The organism is Schaalia vaccimaxillae DSM 15804 (genome assembly GCF_000420425.1).
In the GTDB taxonomy this organism is placed as follows: Bacteria; Actinomycetota; Actinomycetes; order Actinomycetales; family Actinomycetaceae; genus Pauljensenia; species Pauljensenia vaccimaxillae.
The window spans coordinates 560,137-578,963 of record NZ_ATUX01000005.1; the positions used below are offsets into that span (position 1 = coordinate 560,137).

Sequence of the window (18,827 nt, forward strand, 5' to 3'; positions counted from 1 at the left end):
TGGATAGGCGATCAGTAGGGTGGGCTCGCCCGTGTCGACTAGGATTGCAGCCGTGTCTCTTACGATCGGAATCGCCGGACTGCCCAATGTTGGCAAGTCGACCCTGTTCAATGCTCTGACCCGCGCCACCGTTCTGGCTGCGAATTATCCTTTCGCAACCATTGAGCCCAACGTGGGTGTGGTGCCGCTGCCGGATCCTCGCTTGGATGTGCTGGCGAAGATGTTTAACTCGGTGAAGGTGATTCCTGCAACCGTATCTTTCGTTGATATTGCGGGTATTGTGCGCGGCGCGTCCGAAGGCGAGGGCCTGGGTAACCAGTTCCTTGCCAACATTCGCGAGGCCGACGCTATCTGCCAGGTGACGCGTGCGTTCTCCGATCCTGATGTGGTCCACGTTGATGGCAAGGTCGATCCAGCTTCGGACATTGAGACCATCCAAACTGAGCTGATCCTGGCTGACATGCAGACCCTGGAAAAGCAGATCCCGCGCCTGGAAAAAGAAGTTCGCGGTAAGAAGACCGAACCCGTGGTGCTGGAGACCGCCCAGGCGGCGTTGGCGCTGCTGGAAAAGGGCGAGTTGTTGTCTGGGCCTGCGGGAGCGGATCTGGACCAAGAAGCCCTCAAATCCTTCCAACTGATGACCACCAAGCCCTTCATCTTCGTGTTCAACATGGATGCGGAAGGCCTGGAGGATGAAGACCTGCAGGCATCGTTGCATCAGCTGGTCGCTCCGGCTGAAGCGATCTTCTTGGATGCTCAGTTCGAGTCGGAATTGGTTGAGCTTGACGAGGACGACGCCCGTGAAATGCTCGCCGAATCAGGCCAAGAAGAGTCTGGCCTGGACCAGTTAGCACGAGTTGGTTTCGATACCCTCGGCCTGCAGACCTATCTGACTGCCGGCGAGAAGGAGTCGCGCGCCTGGACGATCCGCCAGGGCGATACCGCTCCCAAGGCTGCCGGCGTCATCCACACGGATTTCGAGCGTGGCTTCATTAAGGCCGAGATTGTGTCCTTTGAGGATCTGGTTGAGCTTGGCGGCATGAAAGAGGCTCGCGAGGCCGGCCGCGTGCGCATGGAAGGCAAGGATTACGTCATGCGCGACGGCGATGTCGTCGAGTTCCGGACAGGGCTTACGTCTAAGAAGTAGAATAGGGGTATGAGTAGTACCCCATCCACACCCATACGCGCAGCCGTCTATCTCCGTATCTCTCTCGACAGAGAGATGGACGGGCTCGCCATCGAGCGTCAGCGCGAGGACTGCGAGAACCTCGCGAAGTTTCGCCGCTGGGAGGTCGTGGAAACCTACGTCGATCAGAGCATCTCGGCCTCAGACAAGACGAAGAAGCGTCCTGCCTATCTGCGGATGGTGCAGGACTATGAGGCGGGGCTCCTCGATGCCATCGTCTGTTATGACCTCGACCGGCTCACTCGCCAGCCTCGGGAACTCGAAGACTGGATCGACCGCGCTGAGTCCCGTGGCCTGCTCCTCGTAACCGCGAATGGCGACGCCGACCTCGCCACCGACGGCGGCAGAATGTATGCCCGCATCAAGGCGGCAGTCGCACGCGCTGAGGTGGAACGCAAGGGGGCTCGGCAGTCCCGTGCACACGTCCAACGCGCGCGGCAGGGACGCCCGCCCAAGGGCGTCCGGCCACTCGGCTATGCGACCTCCGGCGAGCTCATCGAGCACGAGGCTGAGGCCGTCAGGGCCATCTATGCCGCCTTCCTCCGGGGAGACTCGCTCAACGGCATCGCGCGCGCCCTCAGCGGCACGCAGATGGATGGCGAGGGCGCTGGGGTGCCCCACCTGCCACTCCACAGCAGAACGATCGTCCTGGAGCGCAACGCGCGGCGTGAGGCCGAGGGGAAGAGCCCCCGTCCGGTGCCCGAGGACCGCCCGTGGTCAGCGTCTACGGTGCTCGGCATCCTGCGCAACCCCCGCTATGCCGGGTATTCCGTGTACACCTCCAAGGACGTGCGTCGGCAGGAAGCCGGGGAATCGCGTCGCAAAGCCCTGCGCGACAACCTCGTCAAAGACGAGCGCGGGAAGCTCGTGCTCGGGCAATGGAAGGCCATCGTCGAAGCAGATCAATGGTGGACTGTGCAGAACCTCCTCGACGACCCTGCCCGCGTGACGAACCGCTCCGGCTCCACCGTTCGAAAGCACCTGGGAGCAGGGCTCTATCGGTGCGGAGAGTGTGGGGAGCCCGTGCGGACACGTGCTCGCTACTACTCCTGCAATGCCGGGCACCTCAACAGAACCCGGAGCGCTATCGATGACTTTGTCCGTGCCCTCGTCGTCGCCCGGCTCCAGAAGAAGGACCTCAAGCGTCGCAAGAAGCAGGCAGATCCTGAGGTCAAGGACGCGTTCTCGGAGCGGATCGCTCAGCAGCGAGCCCGTATTGCCCGTGCCGAACGAGACTATGATGCTGAGGCCATCGAAGGTGCTGACCTCGCTCGCATTCGAAACGCTGCTCGGGCTGAGATTACGCGCCTTGAGGCCGAACGTCTCGCCTCTGGCACCGGAACGGTGCTCCAACCGATCCTTGGGACACCAGACCCGGCAGCGGCTTTCCTTGAGGCTCCCATCGCCCTGCAACGGACGATGATCGACACCTTCATGACCGTGACGCTCCGGCGGGCAAGGCAGGGTAAGAAAGGGTTTGATCCCGAGTCCGTTGAGATCGTGTGGAAGTGACCTGGCTTCGGGGTGCTGACGTTGGGTGCCCCAGGCGGGGTTCCAGAAGCATCCAAGGCCGCGCCCTAGCGGGCGCGATGAGGAGCAACTGTACAGCGCCCCTGCGGGGCGCGAGGTCATCCTCACAGGAGGGCGAGCACGTGAAGGTGAGTGCCCATGCGGGTATGTGAGCGACCGTGTGCACCATTGGTGTACACGGTTTCTCCTCGTTTACCAGGCAAAACGTCATCCGTGCACACTAGATGTACACCACGTGTACACCATCGAAGACCGTTGGTGTACACGGTTTCTCCTCGTTTACCAGGCAAAACGGCGTGAAAGTACAGCATGTACAGCAAAATCCGAGTCTCGTATACGCGTGCGCACGTGAGGGTTGTACGTCGGATTACCATACCTTCTAAAAAATGGTGTACATGGTGTACTTTGAGGGGGTTTCCCTTGGTATACCAAGCAAAACGAAGTACACCATCGCGATTTTTTGGTGTACATCATGTGTACTTGGTGTACTTTTGCTGTACATCGAGGTTGGTGTACTTTTGCTGTACATCGAGGCATGAAATCGCGATCTACGTCACATAAAGCGGCGCGCTATGGGGTGTTGCTCCCGCCTCTCATCTCTCACCTTCACGTGCTCGCCGTTAGATATGTTGTCCCGCTCCTCCTGTATGTGGCCCATTGTCGTGGGCGCGCAGCGCCCCGGTTGGCCTGAGTATGGGTCGCAAGCGCCCCCGAGAACCTGACTGGAGATCGGGGTGCTCTCGTGCGCCCTTTCCGAGCTTGGGCTGCCCACCCCGGTCTCTACCTGCTCGGAGGTTTGCTATGACTTGTTCAACTGTTGTTGCCGTCCATCCCCGTGTCTGGATCGGTTGCCTAGCCTGCTACAATGCGGGCCGACTTGTGGGCGACTGGTTCGACGCCGAGGCTGCGGACGAGGTCACCCCTGAGGACTTGTACGATCACCCCGCCTCTCACGAAGAGCTCTGGGTTTTCGACCTCGAAGGCTTTCCGCGAGGAGCTGGCGAGATGTCCCCGACTGCTGTTGTGTCATGGGGTGAGCTTTTCGAGGAGGTGGGGGAGCACCGGTGGAGCGCCCTGCTGGCATGGGTGGAGACAGGCTGCTACGTGGTCGACTCCGACGATCTGCCTTGCGTGTCTGAATTTGAGGATTGTTTCTGTGGCTGCTGGGACAGTGAGTCCGATTGTGCCGCACACCTCGCCGACGAGCTAGGCATCTGGGATGAGGTTCCTGAACACCTGCACTCATATTTCGACCTTGATGCCTGGTGGCGAGACGGGCGTCTCGACTACGCCGTCGCCGACGCCCCTGATGGCGGTGTCTTCATCTTCCGTTCCCGCTGAACTCACACCCGAACCCCCAGAGGTCTTACCGGCCTCTGGGGGTTCGTTTTTCAGGGAAAACCCCTCTTTTTGCTGCCGTGTCAGGCTGTTCTCAATGCAATATATCTGATACAATCTTAGGTAGAAAGACGTGCCAGTGAGAGGATGAACGTGGCAAACGAAAAGGCGACGGACCAGATCGTCCGTGACATGTTGCGTGAAATCGGCTTCGAGCGTCCTTGGGAACAGGACGGTGGTCCGCAGTGGAAGCGAGACGCCCTTAAGGGTGGGTCGAAGTCCGCCTCGGCCAGCGCTGAGGGCAAGCCCGAGTTCGTCTTTGTCTCAGGTGGTTTCGTTGTCGTGGTCGAGGACAAGAAGGACGTGCAGCGCACGCGCTACCTCGTCGATGGCGACCTGACCACTGAGTATCCCTACCGTGCCGACTACGCCCTCAACGGGGCTATTCACTACGCGAAGACGATGCTCGCCAACGGCATCCCGCTTGACAAGGGTGTCTTCGCCGTAGGTATCGGCGGTGGCGAGGTCCACCACGAGATCGCCGTGTCCTACGTCGCTCCTGGCTTCGTCAAGCACCTTGACGACCTTGACAATCTCGACGTGTTCTCCGAGAAGGAGATCGGCGAGTACTACGCCGTTCAGGTCCTCGGGCAGCGCCCTCACGCAGAAGTTCAGCTCGACGATGTTCGAGCCGCAGCAGAGCGCCTGCATGAAGGAATGCGCAACTATGGATCGGTCGAAAATGACCGAAAAGCACCGCTCGTCTCGGCTATTCTCCTCGCTCTCCAGAATCCCTACTTTGATATTGATCGCTTGATGAGTATTACGCCGGGTAACAACTATCAAGTTTGGGACGGACGTATCATCTATGACGCCGCCGAGCAATATATGAAATCTGAGGCGCTCATGCCGCAAGCCAAGATTGGCACGCTCCTTGACCAGTTCGCCTTCATTAAGCAAGCGCCCCAGCTCAACCGTTCACATCGTGATCTAGGAGAGTCGCCCCTGAAGTGGATGGCGCGGATCCTAGAGGATGAAGTCTTCCACGTTGTTACCGACCCTTCAATGACGGCTTTTGATGTGCTCGGAAACTTCTACCACGAGTTCATCTCCTATGGCGGAGGTGACGGCTCAGGCCTCGGCATTGTACTCACTCCTGAGCATGTCACCACGCTCATGGCTGAGCTTATCGACGTCAACGCCACCGACTACGTTCTCGACCCTACGGCGGGTACTGCATCGTTCCTTATCGCAGCCATGCAACGGATGTTCGACGACGCCGGAGACAATGCCGCGCTTCGCGAAGACATCCGAAAGAATCGTCTCTACGGGATCGAACTTCAGGACAAGCTCTTTGCTATCGGCACAACGAACATGATCCTGCGGGGTGATGGTAAAGCAAACTTCCGCCGCGATTCCATCTTTGAGGCACCCATCTACGAGATGCGCGGCGACGAGAAACTCTCCGACGGAACTTGGGTAATGGGGCACGGCTTTACCAAGGTGCTTCTCAATCCGCCTTACTCGCAGGCTAAGGGCAAGAAAACCCGAAACCTCTCCGAACTCGCTTTCATTGAACGTGCCCTTGAGTTCCTCAACCCTGGCGGCAAGCTCGCCGTCATCGTGCCTCAGTCTGCGATGGTCGGCAAGACCAAGGAGGACAAGGCTCGTAAACGCTATATCCTGGAACACCACACGCTTGAAACCGTCATCACGATGAACCCGATGACTTTTGCCAACTCCGGGCACACACCGCACACGGTTATCGCGATCTTCACGGCTGGCCGCAAACACCGTGATGACCACGTAGTTCGTTTCGTGAACTTCGAGAAGGATGGCTGGGTTGTCGCCCCGCACCGTGGCCTCGTGGACGACGGCACGGCCGCCTCGCGCCGTAAGCACCTCCTGGAGGTCCTGCGCGGTGACGCACAGGACGACACGAGCTTCATCGTCCGCTCCGAGGTCACCGCCGAGGACGAATGGCAGCACAGTTACTTCTACTTCAACGACGTGCCACCGGCCTACGAAGACTTCATGAAGACCGTCGCCGACTACGTGTCTTGGCAGGTGGACATGCACGCCCACGGGCTCGGCGACCTCATCACACCATCGGTGAGCGTCACTAGCGACGAGGAGGGGGCGAATGAGCGTCCTTGAAACCTTAGACTTTCAGCCGATGTTCATCACCGACGTCTTCGAGTCGATGACTGCTTCGAAGGCGTGGTACGACAAGAGCAAGCTCTGTCTCTCCGGAGTGCTCGTATTCCCGTTCGTCTCTCGAACCAAGGCAAGCAACGGAGTCGATACCTTCTGCCCGCGCCAAGACAAGGCACCTGAGGCCGGGAACGCCATGACGATTGGGCTCGACACTCAGACGATCGGTTACCAGCCGGTTCCGTTCTACACTAGCCAGAACATCCAGGTTCTTCGTCATGAGCGACTCAACGAGAGCAATGCGCTCGTTCTCTCCTCACTGATACAGGAGCAGATGGGAAAGTTCTCTTGGGGCGGTAACGGCGCCACTCTTGGACGCTTGAAGAAGACCCGCATCATGGTTCCTGCTCTCACCAACGCTGACGGTACCTTCGAGGCTGACTGGGACGGCATGGATCGCCTCGGTACAGAACTATTTGATCAGGTCATCACACACACACACACAGCGCTCGTGAGACTCGCCTCGATGACGACGACACGCTCGTGGAACTCCGGTTCGCACCTATTCGACTCGACGCTCTCTTTCGGTTCCACCGAGGAGCAGTTGGTAAACGAGTGACTGGAGGGAGAACGGTGTATATCGGTGCTGCTGCGCGGAGAAACAGCGTCGTCGGCTACGTCAATGATGAGCCGATGTTCCCTGGTGCGCGCTTGGCTATCGTCAACAACGGCGACGGAGGGGCGGGATATTGCACATACCAGCCAATGCCATTCAGTGCCTCTTCAGACGTAACCGTACTTGAACCGCTGAAAAGTAACGTTCCGGGCGATGCCCTTCTCATGCTTTCGTCTTGCATCACCTACCAGTGTTTCCCGAAGTACAGCTTTGGGTACAAACCCAACCAGCGACGACTAGCAGCACAAGAAATCATGGTTCCTGTCGTCACCGATGGATCAGGTGAAGATGTTGTCGACTGGGAGGGGATGGCGGCCTATGGTCGTGCTCTGCGCGTACGCGCAGAGCGTGCCATTACCCCCGTCGTCGGAGCTCCGTCATGAGCCGCGACCCCAATCCTGCGCACGGCATCGGTCAGGACGTTCGCAATGCCCGTCGTGCCCTTGGATGGAGCCAAGAAGAATTAGCCCACCATGCCAACGTTTCCCGTCCGACTATTGCCAGGGTAGAGACTGGACAAAACATCTCAACTGGAACACTAGAGAAGGTTGCAAAAGCACTCGGCAAGCGTTTGCAAGTAGCATAGAAACGACCCCGGTCACCTCATGGCGACCGGGGTCGTTTCTTCCGCTCGTGTCCTTCACATCAGAACTCCGGACCATCGTGATTGAGTGTGTTATCCGCGCTCGATTGCTGAGTGATCCGACGGTTACGTGCGAGCCGCTCACTGTGGACGCGCTCGACTTCACGAGCCTGCTTAATAAATGCTTCAGGATTGCGAGCGAACGTTCGATCGGCGGCTGCTTGCGCCTTCTCCACCTTCTTGCGCGTGGCATCGTCCACGTGCTTCGAGAGCACTGTCGCTAGGTGACGAGCACCCATTGACGCAAGATGACGTGCTTGCTCGTCGGGAATCGACGGAGCGTTAATCGCGGCGGCGTATTGCTCATCTGCTGCTTGCGAAACGGCCTTGGCACGATCAAGTGCCTCACGCGCCCGTTGACGATCTTGCTCAGCCTCAGCGCGCCCTTCTTTTCGTCCTTCCTCACGTCCCTCCTCACGCGCTGACCGAGCACGCGCACGGGCACTGCCAAGCAGGTCACGAGCATCGAGTTCTGCGTCTGCCTTGATGTCCCCAGCCTCAATCTGAGCGTCGGTAATGATGCTCGCCGATTGCTTCTTCGCTGCACTCACCAACCGTGCAGCCTCGGCGCGCGCTTCGGGCTCTAGCGCTGCGACCCTGGCGAGGGTCTCCTCGGCTGTTTCCAGCGCTTGCATCGAGGCAACATATTCAACCTTAGCGAGGTTCTCCAAGGAGCGCTCCGACGACTCTCGCTCGACCTCAAAACCGCGGTCGATGAGCTGCTTTCGCAGGCCCACGTGAAGTGCCTTGATCTTCTCCCAACCTTGCACGATACGTCCGTCTTCATTGCGTACGTCACGGCTCTGTGAATACGCTCGCGACCAGTCTTGCCTGAGCATTCCCGGCCGCTTGGGGTCGTCACCAAACGTGTCCGCGATGACGTGCATGTGAGGCGTATTTTCTGAGTATTGGATGGAGGCGCCGAGGATGCCGTCGATGCCTCCTGGAACGACGCTGACACCCAGGTACTCCAGGACTGCCGAGAAGTACTCCTCGGCCTCATCCCGGTCACGTGCGACCCACCGCGAACGGCTCGCAGGCTCGCCCGTCTCGGGATCGATCCGACGCTTGCCTGTCCGTGGATCAATTGCCGGATAGGCGTTCGGAACCTCAACACACATCGTGCGCGGTAGGTGCACGAGGAACGTCGTCGTCGTGACCGTGCCGCCCCTCATCTCCCCGCGCTTGTTCTTCTTGTCCTTCGTGATCTTGCGCGACAACCTCGCGGCGCGAGAATCGCCGTACTCCATCACCTCACTGATGTCGTTACAGAGACGGAACCCGCCCTCGCCGTCGTTGACGTAGGACTCATTATTTGCTTCCTCTGCGACGACGATGTTCGGGTTCTTCTTCGCGTACCGTTCGACCGCTCCGGGGACGATCTCTCTCATCATCTCGTCGAGCGTTCCTCGTCGTCCCGCCACCGACTTCGTGTGCGAAATATGGCAGGACGCACGTCCTGCCGATGGCGCTGCCAGTGCCATCGCTCTCTCCTTCCTCACTTCGTTCGTCAGTCGTTCTCGATGGACCCCGTGGAAGCCGTCGCGGGCCTCTGGTCCCGCTACGCTCGACCGCCCACGACGCCTGCCACGGGATCGGTGCCGTGCTTGCCGGGGCCCCTGACCTCGCTCCGCTTGGTCTGCCCCAACAATCCCGTCACCGGGTAAGCCGTACGTCTCTCCGGGACCCTGCTTCGCTGCCCTGAGAGACGTACGTCTTACGCCATAAGACGTTTTTCGCTAACGCTCAAACGTCATGGCGCTCTCCGAGGGCGGGACCCCTGGAACAGACCTCGCTCGCTCGGTCCATTCCAGGGGTCTGATCGACGCTCACCCGAGCACTCTCGTGTTCATGGTTCGCGTCGGGTCGTCGCCTGCGTCCGAGCCCCACTGGGGCTCGTCCTGCGGCTCCTCGGTGGACGTGTCCTCGGTGGGGGAGCCACCGAAAACACGACGCACTTCCTCGACGATGCCGCCCTCGTTCAGGGTCCGAATGAGGGCGTGCATCGCCTGCGGTGTGTCCGCAAAAAGCACACGGGAGAGTGCCTCTCCGAGGGCGATTTTTGCGGACACGAGCTCGGCCTTCTGAGCCGCTCGAAGCGCACGCCGTAGGGCACGTGCCTCGGAGTTCTTCGCGGCGAGCTCCTGCTCAATCTCAGCTGCTGTCTTGGACATGGTTGTCTTCCTTTCGTGTCGGAAAATCAGTCCCGGAGCCCAGCCGGCGAGTGGGCTAGATCGTGACGACCTGAGTCGGCTGTGCCGGTGCTGGCATGGCGCTCGGGTTGATCCGCAGCAACCCACGAACGCGTGGCGTTCTTGCCACTGCACTAGGACTCCCGCTGATCGACGGAGCGCCCGGCACGTACCACTCGACAAGGCCGTATTGCACCGCCAAAGGCTCCACGTTGGTCACCCAGTAGTTCGCGATCACCAGTGCGGAGTCTTTCGATCTCATCGGGTTCCACATGGAGTCGTCCTCAGCGGCTGCGCGAAGACGCTGCACAAACTTCTTTCGCGACATAGCCGACTTCATGCCGGGGTTTGTCCTCGCGACCCACCTACTGAACACGTCGAAGGCGAAATCCCACGGAATGAGATTCGTCTGGAACTCACCACGCTCTTCCAACCACCACTCAAGAACAGAGTCGTTTTGCACCCTCGCCTGCTGACGCAGTGCCTTCGTTGCCTCGCCTTCGGTGAAACTGACAAACTCAGGCAGCTCAAGTGCACGCCGGAGCACGTATTCCTGGACCTCTCGATCGACCATGAGCTCGCTCTTGATTGAGGGGTCGAACTCACCCGCAAAGCACCGATCGAACGGGACGAAGATGAACCGTCTCGTCATTGCCTCTGTCTTGTCCGAGAACTCGGGGAGCTCGTTGCCTGCCTGGATGACGATTCCTCGCGGCTTCCATTGCACAGCCTTGACGCCCTTGCGCTGGACGGTGATCACGTCGTGGGTCACATACTGTTTAAACTCTTTGCACTCCTTCATGAACCCATGCGTATCGGTCTCGTCGGTGAGGACGGCAGAGACGCCGAGCACCGGCTCGCAACCAAAGTCTTTGCCGAACGCGCCCAGGCTCAGCGAGGCACAGTTCCGTTGGCCGAGGATGTTGCGCATGAGATGCAGCAGCGTCGATTTCCCGCTCGATCCACTCGACGAGTAGAAAAAGAACGCTTTCTCGTAACTCTTGTACACGCGCAAGCTCGCCGCGACGATCTCCCAAAAGAGGGTGACCCGCTCCTCGTCCTCATCGAAAAGATCAGCCAACCACTCGTCGAACGTCCACGTGTCACCGTCGCTCAAGGTCTTCGTTGGAGACACGGCCTGAGGGTCATATCTCACCGGAGACTTGGTGAGGAACACACGCTCGGGTGTGAACGCTTCCAGCTGCTTCGTGGACGTGTTATAGACGCCGTTTCTCACCGGGACGAGGTTCGCCTCCATCGTCTCGTCCACGACAGGAACGATGGCCCTCAGGTGTGCGTACGTCTCACGTGCCTGCTGGAGACTAATCGTGTAGCAGTACGGGCGCAGGAGCCCGTGCAGGCCCTCCTCATCGAGCAGGCGGTACGTGCCCTCAAGCTCGCCCTCGTCCTCGTACATCGCGAGAGGAAGCCTGAGCGGATTCTCGGGCGTGCCCGTGCCCACGAGCACGAGGCGGCGCTCAAACGCCAACACCTCAGCGAGCAGCGTCGGCGGCAGCTCCTGGTAGCGCGGGAGGCGGTCTCGCGCCTCCTTGTTGTGAACAACGACGAGCTCGTTGAGCATCGTCAGCAAGTGTTTTTCCAACTGGGCGGGTGTGACCTTCGAGCCGCGTTCGCGCAGACGCCGGACGTGAGCGAAAACCGCCTCGCTGGCCTGCCGAAGCAACTCGGACTTCTCAAGGTCTCCGGGCGACTCGGCGCACAGCACATCGAGAGCCGGATCCTCGCTCGCGCGCCCGAACAGGTCATCGTAGATGATCTGATCCGGTTGATCCTCGTGTCGAACATCTGTACGATTTGTGGTATCGAGATGAATCGCCTCGGTGCCCTCAGCGGTGCCGGGGCGGTTTTTTGTCGTGGTCATCGGGCACCCCCGAGAGCGAGTCGGAGGCGAGCGATCTGGTCGTCGCTGAGGCGGGGAGCAGCGTCCACGAGAGCCTTGATGTGGTGAGCGACTAACTCATCAGAGCTCGACGCACCAACGCGATGAGCCTCGACGAAAGCACGCAGATCACCGAGTCGGTAGCCGACGGTTCCACGCTGACGACCGAGGCCGTCCGTGGCACCGGTGTATTTGACATACGCAGGACCCCGCCCCTGCGAACGCCAGTTGTTGAGGGTCTTCGGCGAGACGCCGAGGAAGTCGGCCGCCTCGGTTGAGGTCAGCGTGTGGTCTGAGTCCACGCTCAGTTCGGAAAGTCTGGTTGCGACGGGCATGAAAGAAGCCCCTTTCCCTGAGAAGGAAAGAGGCTTGTCACCGGCTCGTCGCTCGGAAACCTCCGTCGTCGCCCGCACGGGAAGGCGACCTGCCCGGGTGGGCGCGGCTCAAATCTCAGCATCATCCATCCCGTCGAGGATGACGTGGGGGTCGCGAGACCCCCAACCAGCCAATCTCATGCTGGTCCAGGTTCACCTTCGCGGCGTGGAGATATCACGTCGTGCCGAGGTTCAGTGGGCTCGGCCTGAAGACTTGCACCGAGCCTAGCATGCCCTTGCAAGTCCTTGCAAGTGAAGTCGATCCCCGCAAACATGTACGTCCTGTTCGTAATGTGGTCGTGTCACCGCCTTGTGAACAGGCGGTGAACCCCAGGATGCTCACGGTAACGAGGGCGGCTAAACGCTGTAGCTTCATCAGAGTCTTTCAGGTGGAAGGGACATCGTGTCGCGACGTAGGTAAGCCTAAGTGAAATTAATTAGGTAAGCCAAGTTCCTCTTAAAACATATTTTGTGATTTAGGTACCGTTTGTGGGTATGTCTACATGCCTCTCGCTGGAACAGTCTGCGGTCATTGATGGGTGCTCCAATCGTTCGACTCTACGAGGCTGCATCGAGCGAAATGTCAATGGCAGCGCTGATTGTGCCCGTGTGTTCCAGCCTGGTGTTTCAATGATGTTTCAGGGGAAAACCCGATAGGCAGAGCGCCGGTAGAGTGGCACATTTGCTTTATGATCGATCGCAAAAATCTGTTGTGGATACTCGCTGCGGCGCTTGTCCTGGGAGTGGCTTCCGTCCTTGTGAATATCCAAAGCGCCGAATCGTTGGAAATCGTCACAGCCGATCCAAGGCTCACTGCGCAACTCACCGTCGCGTACCTGCTCAACGGCGCGGTATGGGCAATTTTGTTGATCTGCGCAGGCTGGGCTGGTCGCAGCTGGGTGTCGTCGGCAATCCTGGCGATTTGCACTGCCCTCGTTGCGTTGGCGGTTCACTACGGCCTCGGGTGGGCTATCGGATTCTTCGATAAAGAGGCTGTGGCTTCCAATCTCTATTGGTTCGCCTTCGGTGCTGTGCTTGCTATTCCCCTTGGCCTCATCGGCCACCTCGCCCGGTACACCAACATTTGGGGTTCGCTTGCGCGCCTGACGATTCCTGGAGGTCTCATTGCAGAACCATTCGCCCTACACCGTTTCACCAACCTCGAATACTTGAGGCCAGCAGACGCGGCAGCGAGCCAAATCTCAGGGGGCATCGAAGTGACTCTTGGGTTGTTACTTGCTATCGGCCTGGTCTACGCCTGGCGCCGAACCCAAAGAAACATCAAGAAAGTGTCGCCCGCTCCCACGATTCAACCGGCCCGGCGATAACTCGAAACATTGGGCGTGGGCGCACCTCGTCCAACCTTTCTAACCACTGTGGGGTTCGCGTGGTGACTTTCGCACGAAGATGCTCTATTTCGATCGCGGGCGCGGTCAAGCAGATTGGGGTGGAGGCTCCAAAGTCGCACATCGTTTCTTCTTTACACACGGTTCGAGTGTGTTCTCATCGCGTAGGGTCTATCCTGGTCTGTTCTGCCAATGCCGTCCAAATATTCACGCGATTAAGAAAGGAAACGCTATGTTCCCCTGGTCTGAAAAGGTGTGGAAACCATCCGACAAAGCCTTCAAAGCGGCCCGCAAAGGCCGGGTCCACGCAGTGACCGTTCGCGTCGAATCGGTGCCTGTCTTGGATCAAGCTTGGCAGTCGCTCGGTGAAAAACTCAGCCGTGAAGACGAATTTCTTCTTGACGGGGGCTCATCCTTGTGCCGCCTAAATTCCCGCGAGGTCGAGATTGTCAGTGGGGGAGAGGACATGCTGGACTCCCTGAGCTGGACGGTCAATGTCACTTTTGCCCAGGCAGTGTCTGAATTAGATCCCTCCGCCACGATTGCTGTAGCCAGTGAGGGCAAAAACTCGGTGTCGTGACTGTCACGGGTCGAGCCGTGAGATTGGTTGGGATTCGTGCCTACATGAGGTTCACAATTGAAGCCGGTTGGGTAACCTCCAGGCGCACGGGCCTCGAAGGTTCGACATTCTCACAAAGGAGCAGACGATGATCAGGATCGCGATCAATGGCTACGGCAATCTGGGCAGGGGAGTCGAACAAGCAGTAGCGAAGAATGCTGATCTTGAAGTCGTCGTCGTCTTCACGCGTCGCGATCCCGCCTCAGTCAAAACGCTCGGAGCACCCGTCGCACATTTGGACGAGGCCGCGCAGTGGGTGGACAAAGTAGATGTGTGCGTGAATTGTGGAGGATCTGCCACCGACCTTGTTGATCAAACCCCCGCCACAGCTCAACTCTTCAATGTTGTGGACTCTTTCGACACGCATGCTCGCATCCCCGAACACTTCGCCACCGTTGATGCTGCCGCCACTAAGGCCGGCCATGTTGCCCTTATTTCCGCCGGTTGGGACCCGGGCCTTTTCTCCATGCTGCGGGTGCTTGGTGAAGCCGTCCTGCCTGACGGGCAGTCCACCACTTTCTGGGGACCAGGCGTTTCGCAGGGCCACTCCGATGCACTACGCCGCATTGATGGCGTGGTTGATGCCAAGCAGTACACGCTTCCTGTTCCCGAGGCCGTCCAGGCCGTAAAGGACGGCACCGCCGGTGAACTAACCACCCGCCAAAAGCACACGCGCGACTGCTACGTCGTTGCTGCACAGGGCGCCGACCTCGAACAGATCGAGAAACAGATCGTGGAAATGCCGAATTACTTCGCTGACTATGACACCACCGTTCATTTCGTGTCAGCTGAAGAATTGGCCAGCGAACACTCGGGCATTCCTCACGGCGGCCAGGTTATTCGCCGAGGAACTACTTCTGAAGGCATTCACGAAACCATCGGCTACGAGCTAGCTTTGGATTCAAACCCGGAGTTCACCGGTTCGGTGCTGGCAGCCGTGGCCAGGGCGGTTGCAAAAATGGCAGCTCGCGGTGAGTCTGGTGCGCGTACGGTCTTTGACGTGACTCTGGGTGATCTGTCGCACCGTAGTGCTGAGGATTTACGGGCGGGGAGCTTGTAAAGCATATTTGAGTGATGAGAATCGCTAATAGGAATGCTCTGGGCGAATTCTGATAGAAGCTCTTGTTGTAGAGCTTAATGAGCTTCCGCTTGAGGGGTTTCTAGCATGAGGGACAGGCGAACCTCGCCTGTCCCTCATGCTATTGCTACATCGTGCGCCCCCCCTTGTCATGCCATGCATGAAGTGATGTTTGTGCAGCGGTGTATGGGTGCCAGCAAACAGGGTTTCATATGGGGAAACCCTGTTTTTTGCGGAAAAATCTATGCGTTGAGCGTAGAAGCAAGGGGTGTGAATGATCGGTTTGATCAAATAGGTTGACATCTGTGATGGAATCGCTCAAAATAATTTATAGATCTGATTGATCTAATCACATGTGTGCGTGTGAGTAATTGGCCTTTTCTTGCGAGAGCTTTGGTACAAGGAGGTATCAATGTCAACTCAGTTTTCTGCGCGAACCGCGCATTCTCGTGCCACGAATTGGCGATGGGTCGTAGCTGTTGCTTGTGCTCTCGGACTTGCGATTAACTACATCGACCGCTCAGCAATATCCGTCTCTCTGCCGTACATGACAGAGGACTTTCATCTGTCTGCTGCTGAACAAGGGTGGATCCTCTCAGCTTTCTCATGGTCCTACGCTCTGATGCAGATTCCTGCAGGGTCGCTTATCGATAAATTCGGCGAGCGTGTCATGTTCGGAATGGCAGTCTTCGTTTGGTCGGTCTGCACGGGCGCCACTTTCTTGGCCAACTCCTTTGCAGTGCTGTTCGGACTGCGGCTGGGGCTTGGAATCGGAGAAGCTGGAGCCTATCCTGCATCCGCAAAAACCATTTCTCGGTGGTTCCCTCAAAGAGAACGTGCACGAGCAACCTCCGTCTACGACTCTGGCGCGCGCATTGGTTCAGCACTAGCCACTCCTGTGATCGCCGGAATTATCGGCCTGTGGGGCTGGCACTACGTCTTTATTATCGCCGGTGCACTAGGTATTCTCTGGGCGATCGGATGGTGGGCGCTATACCGTCGGCCAGAACTATTCAATGGTCTTTCCGAGGGTGAACTCGCAATTATTAACGAGGATCGTAAAGACGAGATAACAACAGCGGGTCCAGCAGATGAAGCAGCAATCCCAGTTCTAACTCTGCTCAAGAAACGAGCTGTTTGGGCAATGATGCTTGGGTTCTTCTGCGTGAACTTTGCAGTGACCTTCTTCCTGACGTGGTTCCCTACTTATCTAGTTCAGGAACGTGGATTTGACCTTCTCAAACTTGGTATTTTCGGTGCTATACCACCTATCTGCTCAATCATCGGTTCATGGGCGGGTGGCCTAATTGGTGACATGCTTTTGAAGAAAGGATGGGAACTGACACGCATTCGAAAGACATGCCTCGTAACAGGAATGCTCTTAACTTCGGTAATCGGCGTCGCCGCATTTGTGCCAACAGCGGCCCAGGCATTGACATTGATGTCGGTCTCCTACTTTGGTTCGGCATTCACAATCGTGACCATCTGGTGCTTGCCTGGTGATTTCGTTCCCACTTCGACAGTCGGAGTTCTTGGCGGTACACAAAACTTCTTCTCCAACATTGGCTCAGCACTAAACCCGATCGTCATTGGAGCAATCTATGGCGTTACCGGGACATTTGGATTGCCGTTAGCTCTTTCTGGAGTTGTTTGCCTCGTCGGTGCATTGATCTTCGCATTTATGCTCCCCAAGGTTGAGCAGATTGACTTCTCTCGAGATCTGCAAAACCTGTGATTCGCACTGCTGGCAACGATCGAACTCTGGAGGTAGCTATGCTTCAAATGGCAAGTGCAGCTTACGGAGGAAATATAGTGTTGCCCAGCATCCGCAGTGACGAATACGACGAGCGCATCACAAAAGGAGATCGGCGTCGAACCAGGCTGGTTGAGCTACTGAGAGACGACGAGACGAAACGTTCGTCGGTCAATGAGCTAGCTGAGGTTCTCGGAGTTTCGGTTGCCACGATTCGGCGTGATCTGGCTTCTCTTGAAAAAGATGACATCGTCTCTCGTACTTATGGCGGCGCAGCGCTCGCTCCCGCCAAAGCAGAACTTTCGATGGCCCAACGGCAAATTAGTCACGCACATCAGAAAACCGCGATAGCTAGAAAAGCTGTTGCTCTCATCAACGAAGGAGACTTAGTCATTCTTGATGCAGGCTCGACTGCGGAGCGCATCGCAAGTCTTTTCAATAACCGTTTTGAAATGAGCGTTGTCACGAACGGTATCCGTTGTATCAATGAGTTGGTCCATCAGGACCAGGTTCACGTCCTCGTCCTTGGAGGAAATCTTAGAGGTATCAACGAGACGATCTGTGGAGCTGATGCTGAGCTAACCCTGTCACGGATCTTTGGACGAATTGCATTCGTAGGTGCCGATGCAGTCGATCCATACAGAGGAGTGGCATCAAGAACATATGACCAGTCCCGTCTCAAAGCGCTGATGCTCAGGCAAGCACAGGAGGTTTATGTCATCGCTGATTCCAGCAAAATTGGCCAAACGCCCGATCTGCCTTACTGGGCTCCGCTTCCCCCACACTGGGGCCTGATTACTGACTCTGGCGCGGACCCGAACGCGCTCGCAGACCTTGAGGCTCGTGGAGCTTCAATCATCGTCTGCGAAAGTGACTACCAAAGGAATACATATGGCTGAGACAATGAAGAAAGCTATCCTCTACGCCCCCAACGACATGCGGATTGAGGAGGTTGCAAAGCCAGATCTCGAGCCTGGAGACGTGCTTGTCAAGGTTACTGCGGCTCTGCTGTGTGGTACCGATGTGCGGATCTATACCGGTACAAAAACTCGGAATGTTACTCTCCCATCAACTCTCGGGCATGAATTCGCTGGAGAAGTTGTTGACGTTAACGGCGAATTACCTGAAGGTGTCTCCATGGGGGATCAGGTTTGCATTTACCCTTTGGTCGCGTGCGGGCAGTGCTCAGCATGCCGCAAAGGCCACCCGAATATTTGTCGTCAGAGAGTCGCGTTTGGCTACCAGCTCGATGGGGGACTGTCACAATATGTTCGAATCCCGGCAGAGGCCAGACAAAATCTCATACCCATCAATAATGTCTCGGCTCTTGAAGCCGCAATCGTTGAGCCTGTATCCTGTGCTTTGAACGGGCAGAACCTTGCTAAAGTAGCGAACGCAGAAACTGTCCTCGTAGCAGGAGCGGGGCCGCTTGGCCTGATACATATTCGGTTGGCAAAAGCGCAAGGAGTGGCGAAGGTCATTTCAGTCGAGCCTAATCTTGGTCGGCATGAAATTGCACGCGAATCCGGTGCTGATCTGGTTCTCGCTCCCAGCGATGACATCGCTGACCGGATTCGAGAGTTTAGCCCAGATGGCATCGATGTAGTGATCATGGCAATCGGTCGTGCTGATGCGATGACTCCGTATTTGGGAGTTCTTGCTCCAGGAGCTCGTATATCTGTGTTTGCAGGGTTTAACTCGGAAGCGCGCCTCGAATTTATTGCTAACGATATTCACTACAACGAATATGAAATTGTGGGTGCCTCATCCTGCCGACTAGAAAATTTCCAGCAGGTTGCCCCCATGATCAATGAGGGGCGACTCAAAGTTGCTGACCTGATTGGTACCCAGCTGCCGCTCGAGTGCGCAAGTGAAGCCATTGATCTTGCGGCATCAGGCTCAGACATGCGCGTTGGCGTCAACGTGTGGGCCTAATCTCCGGCAGATTGCAAACTATCAGCCTCTCATTTCACTACCGAAAAGCTGCTGAACATTCATGGGCTGATTCAGCACACCCATTTTCCAGCTAGGCCTTTCC

Annotated in this window: 17 protein-coding genes; 13 read left to right on the top strand and 4 right to left on the bottom strand. The window is 57.5% G+C overall.

The features are described from left to right. Positions 1-52: 52 nt before the first annotated feature. The 7 genes from ychF (at position 53) to G439_RS0102735 (ending at position 7,470) form a co-directional block, all read left to right on the top strand. Positions 53-1,147 carry a redox-regulated ATPase YchF gene (ychF, locus tag G439_RS0102710; protein ID WP_022867653.1) on the top strand — a complete coding sequence of 365 codons (1,095 nt, stop codon included), beginning with the start codon at positions 53-55 and terminating at the stop codon, positions 1,145-1,147. Between the two features lie 9 nt (positions 1,148-1,156). After that, on the top strand, positions 1,157-2,698 hold the full coding sequence (locus tag G439_RS0102715) for a recombinase family protein (protein ID WP_022867654.1): 1,542 nt from the start codon (positions 1,157-1,159) through the stop codon (positions 2,696-2,698). Positions 2,699-3,517: 819 nt separating this feature from the next. Continuing rightward, positions 3,518-4,057, top strand: coding sequence for an antirestriction protein ArdA (locus tag G439_RS0102720; protein ID WP_022867655.1), 540 nt, complete (start codon positions 3,518-3,520; stop codon positions 4,055-4,057). A 144-nt stretch (positions 4,058-4,201) separates the two neighbouring features. Continuing rightward, positions 4,202-6,211, top strand: coding sequence for an HsdM family class I SAM-dependent methyltransferase (locus G439_RS0102725; RefSeq protein WP_026459313.1), 2,010 nt, complete (start codon positions 4,202-4,204; stop codon positions 6,209-6,211). Next, positions 6,198-6,827, top strand: coding sequence for a restriction endonuclease subunit S (locus tag G439_RS12695; protein ID WP_207382254.1), 630 nt, complete (start codon positions 6,198-6,200; stop codon positions 6,825-6,827). The genes G439_RS0102725 and G439_RS12695 overlap by 14 nt, the downstream gene beginning before the upstream one ends. Next, on the top strand, positions 6,824-7,267 hold the full coding sequence (locus tag G439_RS12700; RefSeq protein WP_207382255.1) for a restriction endonuclease subunit S: 444 nt from the start codon (positions 6,824-6,826) through the stop codon (positions 7,265-7,267). Before G439_RS12695 ends, G439_RS12700 begins: the two co-directional genes overlap by 4 nt. Next, the gene (locus tag G439_RS0102735) at positions 7,264-7,470 is read left to right on the top strand and encodes a helix-turn-helix domain-containing protein (RefSeq protein ID WP_026459314.1); all 207 of its coding nucleotides are present in this window, start codon (positions 7,264-7,266) and stop codon (positions 7,468-7,470) included. The genes G439_RS12700 and G439_RS0102735 overlap by 4 nt, the downstream gene beginning before the upstream one ends. 59 nt (positions 7,471-7,529) lie before the next feature. Here the strand turns inward: G439_RS0102735 and G439_RS0102740 are convergent, their stop codons facing one another. The 4 genes from G439_RS0102740 to G439_RS10920 form a co-directional block, all read right to left on the bottom strand. Beyond that, the gene (locus tag G439_RS0102740; protein ID WP_022867657.1) at positions 7,530-9,011 is read right to left on the bottom strand and encodes a hypothetical protein; all 1,482 of its coding nucleotides are present in this window, start codon (positions 9,009-9,011) and stop codon (positions 7,530-7,532) included. A 345-nt stretch (positions 9,012-9,356) separates the two neighbouring features. After that, positions 9,357-9,701, bottom strand: a complete 345-nt coding sequence (locus tag G439_RS0102745) for a hypothetical protein (protein ID WP_022867658.1) — start codon at positions 9,699-9,701, stop codon at positions 9,357-9,359. A 55-nt stretch (positions 9,702-9,756) separates the two neighbouring features. Continuing rightward, the gene (locus G439_RS0102750) at positions 9,757-11,601 is read right to left on the bottom strand and encodes a DNA primase family protein (protein WP_022867659.1); all 1,845 of its coding nucleotides are present in this window, start codon (positions 11,599-11,601) and stop codon (positions 9,757-9,759) included. Next, positions 11,598-11,954 carry a helix-turn-helix domain-containing protein gene (locus tag G439_RS10920; RefSeq protein ID WP_022867660.1) on the bottom strand — a complete coding sequence of 119 codons (357 nt, stop codon included), beginning with the start codon at positions 11,952-11,954 and terminating at the stop codon, positions 11,598-11,600. The genes G439_RS0102750 and G439_RS10920 overlap by 4 nt, the downstream gene beginning before the upstream one ends. Positions 11,955-12,682: 728 nt before the next feature. Between G439_RS10920 and G439_RS12115 the strand changes: the two genes are divergently transcribed. The 6 genes from G439_RS12115 (at position 12,683) to G439_RS0102785 (ending at position 18,724) form a co-directional block, all read left to right on the top strand. Next, entirely contained in the window at positions 12,683-13,321 is a 639-nt protein-coding gene (locus G439_RS12115) for a hypothetical protein (RefSeq protein ID WP_022867662.1), read from the top strand. A gap of 250 nt (positions 13,322-13,571) precedes the next feature. Beyond that, positions 13,572-13,919, top strand: a complete 348-nt coding sequence (locus G439_RS0102765) for a hypothetical protein (protein WP_022867663.1) — start codon at positions 13,572-13,574, stop codon at positions 13,917-13,919. 127 nt (positions 13,920-14,046) lie between these two features. After that, positions 14,047-15,018 (top strand): diaminopimelate dehydrogenase, encoded by a 972-nt coding sequence (locus G439_RS0102770; RefSeq protein ID WP_022867664.1) that lies wholly within the window; start codon positions 14,047-14,049, stop codon positions 15,016-15,018. Positions 15,019-15,448: 430 nt separating this feature from the next. After that, positions 15,449-16,771: an MFS transporter gene (locus G439_RS0102775; RefSeq protein ID WP_022867665.1), complete on the top strand. Its 1,323-nt coding sequence runs from the start codon at positions 15,449-15,451 to the stop codon at positions 16,769-16,771. A gap of 77 nt (positions 16,772-16,848) precedes the next feature. Further along, a complete protein-coding gene (locus G439_RS10930; RefSeq protein ID WP_051125667.1) occupies positions 16,849-17,688 on the top strand; it encodes a DeoR/GlpR family DNA-binding transcription regulator in 840 nt (279 codons plus the stop codon). After that, on the top strand, positions 17,681-18,724 hold the full coding sequence (locus G439_RS0102785; RefSeq protein ID WP_022867667.1) for an alcohol dehydrogenase catalytic domain-containing protein: 1,044 nt from the start codon (positions 17,681-17,683) through the stop codon (positions 18,722-18,724). The genes G439_RS10930 and G439_RS0102785 overlap by 8 nt, the downstream gene beginning before the upstream one ends. Positions 18,725-18,827 lie beyond the last annotated feature (103 nt).